This window comes from Cellulomonas sp. NPDC057328, from assembly GCF_042667215.1.
Classification (GTDB): domain Bacteria; phylum Actinomycetota; class Actinomycetes; order Actinomycetales; family Cellulomonadaceae; genus Cellulomonas.
The window spans coordinates 1-3,340 of the sequence record NZ_JBHUZW010000197.1 but is presented as its reverse complement, the minus strand read 5'-3'; the positions used below and the strand labels follow the sequence as shown (position 1 = coordinate 3,340).

At 76.0% G+C, this 3,340-nt stretch carries 5 protein-coding genes; all 5 read right to left on the bottom strand.

Features of this window, described 5'->3' with window-relative positions; genetic code table 11:
* Positions 1-68 precede the first annotated feature (68 nt).
* The 5 genes from ACFUMH_RS18855 to ACFUMH_RS18835 all read right to left on the bottom strand — a co-directional run bounded on the left by ACFUMH_RS18855 (position 69) and on the right by ACFUMH_RS18835 (position 3,182).
* A complete protein-coding gene (locus ACFUMH_RS18855) occupies positions 69-314 on the bottom strand; it encodes a hypothetical protein (RefSeq protein ID WP_378209122.1) in 246 nt (81 codons plus the stop codon).
* Positions 315-464: 150 nt separating this feature from the next.
* Entirely contained in the window at positions 465-1,670 is a 1,206-nt protein-coding gene (locus tag ACFUMH_RS18850; RefSeq protein WP_378209120.1) for a cation:proton antiporter, read from the bottom strand.
* Positions 1,671-1,801: 131 nt separating this feature from the next.
* Positions 1,802-2,194 (bottom strand): hypothetical protein, encoded by a 393-nt coding sequence (locus ACFUMH_RS18845; RefSeq protein ID WP_378209118.1) that lies wholly within the window; start codon positions 2,192-2,194, stop codon positions 1,802-1,804.
* 101 nt (positions 2,195-2,295) lie between these two features.
* Entirely contained in the window at positions 2,296-2,520 is a 225-nt protein-coding gene (locus tag ACFUMH_RS18840) for a helix-turn-helix domain-containing protein (RefSeq protein WP_378209116.1), read from the bottom strand.
* Positions 2,517-3,182 carry a hypothetical protein gene (locus ACFUMH_RS18835; RefSeq protein WP_378209114.1) on the bottom strand — a complete coding sequence of 222 codons (666 nt, stop codon included), beginning with the start codon at positions 3,180-3,182 and terminating at the stop codon, positions 2,517-2,519. Before ACFUMH_RS18835 ends, ACFUMH_RS18840 begins: the two co-directional genes overlap by 4 nt.
* Between the last annotated feature and the right edge of the window lie 158 nt (positions 3,183-3,340).

Here is a 3,340-nt window from a genome sequence, read left to right as displayed (position 1 = left end):
GCCCCGGCGCCGGCGCGGCCAGTCGTGCGACGGGCGTCGTGCGACGGGCGTCGTGCGACGGGCGGCGGTCAGGCCGCGCGGCGGGCGACGACGTGCGCGACCGCGTGGCACCGGTGCGCCACCTCGGCCAGGGCGTCGTCGCCGATGGTGGCCCCCGACAGGTCCACCGCCGCCTGCCGACCCGAGACGAGCGCCGTGCGCTGGACGAGCTCGCACAGCTCGTCGACCGCGCCCGGCTCGACCTCCCCGCCGACGCTCAGGACGACGTCCCGCCTGCCCAGGTCGAAGCGGACCATGGCGGTGAAGGTGGTCATCGGGCTCCCAGGATGTCGGCGCGCCACAGGTCGGCGACTGGTCGGCGGTCGTCCCAACCCATCACCCGCACGCACGCGAGATCAAGTCGCGGGCGGCGGCCGTGACCTGATCGAGACCATCCGGCGGCGGCCCCGGACCCGGTCCGCCCATCAGGGCGGCGCGGCGCGAGCACGCCCGTCGTCGGCGCCGGCGTCCGCCTCGGCCTCGTCGAACTGTCGCGCGACCAGCACGTCCGTGGACGAGTGCGCCAGGATCGACAGCACGATGACCAGCGCGGTCAGGTGGAACACCTCGTCCGCGAGCGGGATGCCGGACTCCAGCACGAGGAGCCCGTAGACCACCGACGCGAAGCCCTTGGGGCCGAACCACATGGCGGCGACCTGCTGGCGCGCCGGGATGCGCGAGCCGAGGAACGAGACGAGCAGGGCCGCGGGTCGCGCCACGACCAGCGCCAGCACCGCGAACACCCAGCCGGCGAGCGAGATCTCCCGGAACAGGAACGCCGGCGTGATGAGCGCGCCGAACACGAGGATCGCCGCCAGCTTGAGCAGCTCGGTCACCAGCTCGCCGAACCGCTCGAACTCGTGCCGGAACCGCGGGCTCGCGCTCGCCACCGTGATGCCGGCCGCGAAGGCGCCGAGGAAGAGGTTCGCGTGCGTCACCTGGCAGACGGCGAGGACGAGGAGGCCGATCGCCACCGTGACGAGCGGTTGGAGCGCACGCGACGCCTGCAGGAACGGCAGCCGCTCGAGCGCGAGCACGGCGAGCGGGATGCCGACGCCGACGGCGATGCCGAGCAGGATCTCCTCGACGAGGACCCAGCCACCCTCCGCGCTCGTCCCGCCGGCCGCGGTGATCAGCACCAGGACGAACGGCAGCGCGAGCCCGTCGTTGACGCCCGACTCCACGTTCAGCAGGTGGCGCAGCCGCATGGGGACCTCGCGCCGGCCGACGATCGCCGACGCGAACACCGGGTCGGTCGGCGCCAGCACCGCGCCGAGCAGGAGCGCCTGCAGCCACGGCAGCCCGGCGACCCAGTGGGCGAGCGCCGCCGTCACGAGGAGCGTCAGGGGCAGGCCGAGCAGGAGCGCACGGCCGGGCTCGCGCCACGCGGAGCGCAGGTCGTGCCACCCCACCCGCATGCCGTCGGTGAACAGCACGGAGAACAGCGCGAGCTCGGCGAGCGCCGAGACGATGTCGTCCCCGGCCTGCACCTCGACCACGTCGAGCACGCCCTGCCCGAGCGCGAAGCCGCCGACCAGGAAGAGCACGGCCGTGGACAGCACCGTCCGGTTGGCGCGCTCGGACACGAGCACCGCGACGACCAGCAGCGCGGCGAAGACGAGGAGCAGCATGGGGGACGTCCTGGAGGCCGTGGGTGCGGGTCGGTCGGGCCGCCCGGCACCGGACGGCTCGCGTCCAGACAAGGCGCCGGTGCGCGTGTCCGCAAGCGGGCCCCCGGACCCGGGCCGTGCGGCGTGCCCGCCTACGCCGGTCGCCCGCGCCCGTCCGTGCCCACGTCTCCCGCCCCCGCGTCGCCCGCCGTGCCGCGGTGCGCACCGCGAGCGCCGGGGTCCGACCCGGGGACCGGCGGCAGGAACCAGCTCACCGACCGCGCGACGTCACCGGCGCGCAGCCACGTGTGCCGCTCGGACCGCGGCTGCGCGGGGTCCTCGCGCCACGCGACCATGACGTGCCCGCGCGTCCAGCGGATCGCGCGGGCGGGCCGCCACTCCTCGGACCCGTCGGTCCACACCACCCGGACGATCACCGGCACGTCGCCCTGCGGGCGCGTGGGGATGCCCTCCGGCACCTCGCTGTTCGCCACCTCCCGGTGTCCGGGCGGGGGCGGGGCGAGCGGGGCGGAGCGGTCGGGCATGGATGAATCGTATCGAACACATGTTCGAACGATGCGACCGACGGGCGGAGATCACCCGCCGGGTCGACGCAGAGGGCGCCGCGCCGGGCGCTGCCGGGCCCTCAGCGCGGCGGCGCCAGACCGAGGAGGTCGCCGGGCGTGCAGCCGAGCGCGTCGCAGACCGCCGTCAGGGTGCTGAACCGGATCGCGCGGGCGCGGTCGTTCTTCAGCACCGACAGGTTGGCCACGGTCACGCCGGCGCGCTCGGCGAGCTGGACGAGCGTCATCCCGCGCTCCGCGAGCAGGCGGTCGAGGTGGCAGACGACCCGGTGCTCGGGTGCGTTCACACCAGCCCGTCCACGTCTGCGGCGAGGCGCTCGCCCTGCGCCCACGCGACGGCGAGCACGACCAGCAGCAGGCCGGTGGCGATCGGCCAGAGCGCCAGCGCGGGGAGTGACGAGAACGCCGGACCCGCCAGCCCGGTGCGCTCGAGGACCAGCAGACCCGCCGCGTGCGGCAGGGCACCCGCGAGCTGCCCGGCCACCGCGACCGTCACGCCCGCCACGGCCAGCCGCCGGGCGGTGCCAGGCGCGAAGGGACGCCGGTCGGCGACCGCGGTGAGGACCGGGCCGAGCAGCAGGGCCACCACGAGCAGCGCCAGCCCGCCGACGAGCCAGTCGCCGCGGCCGAGCGCTTGCTCCAGGCGGGTCGAGTCCCACGCGGCGAGGGTGAGGGTGCCGTCCGGGACGCCGGCCGTCAGCAGACCGGGCTCGGCGCCGGCGAACCAGCCGTCGCCCCCCGCCACCAGGCCGTCGACCGCGACCCTGACGTTCCCCGCGCCGGAGCCCTGCTCCGGCTGCGCGAGCGTGACGGGCACCTTCACGAGGGCGCGCGCCTGGGTTATGCCGTTGACGGCGTACGCGACACCGCCCACGGCACCGAGCACCCCGGCGATCCGCAGGAGTCCGGCGAGCCTCGCGACGCGGCCGGTCGCACGGTCGGAGGTCAAGGACGGCACGGCTCCCCCTCGCGCCCGCGCCGCGGCGTCACGGTGACGCCGGCCGGGTGGTTCGAGCGTAGACCCGCGGCGTATCGACTGTCGATATGCCGAACGGGCGACGCCGCCGCGTGCACATCACCGGCGGCGCCCCGGCCCCTCCCTGCCGG

What these genes read in the sequence shown, in the direction of transcription:
- ACFUMH_RS18845 (WP_378209118.1), bottom strand. Translation starts at nt 2,194, where the DNA reads ATGCCCGACCGCTCCGCCCCGCTCGCCCCGCCCCCGCCCGGACACCGG.
- ACFUMH_RS18850 (WP_378209120.1), bottom strand. Translation starts at nt 1,670, where the DNA reads ATGCTGCTCCTCGTCTTCGCCGCGCTGCTGGTCGTCGCGGTGCTCGTG.
- ACFUMH_RS18855 (WP_378209122.1), bottom strand. Translation starts at nt 314, where the DNA reads ATGACCACCTTCACCGCCATGGTCCGCTTCGACCTGGGCAGGCGGGAC.